1 pseudogene is annotated in these 273 nt (G+C 39.9%); it reads right to left on the bottom strand.

From position 1 onward, the window contains the following. A pseudogene (locus ACFIM8_RS09335) lies at positions 1-215 on the bottom strand (efflux transporter periplasmic adaptor subunit); the annotation flags it as partial. Positions 216-273: the final 58 nt, after the last annotated feature.

The following is a 273-nucleotide window of genomic DNA, read 5'->3' as shown; positions in this document are numbered from 1 at the left end:
ACCGCCACCAACAGATAAGGACGCACAAGCCCTGAAGCCAAAACACTTTCCTCGATATCCCCACGCTTCACCACAGCTGTCATATACACTGGTGTAGATGTTCCAAAAAAAACAGAGCGCAACCACAACAAAATGATAATAATGAAGAGAGCAATAAGAAAGAATGAAAGTTTTTTGCGTTTTGTAATGAAATTTTTGATGAAATTTTTTTTCATTGCCTGACCTTTGCAAGCGAATGGGGAACACCATCAACAACTTCCGAACGTGATACAT

The sequence above is a fragment of the Bartonella sp. AC535YNZD genome, from assembly GCF_042196625.1.
Taxonomy (GTDB): Bacteria; Pseudomonadota; Alphaproteobacteria; order Rhizobiales; family Rhizobiaceae; genus Bartonella.
Note: the sequence above shows the minus strand (reverse complement) of the source record. Positions and strands in the feature narration are given on the sequence as shown.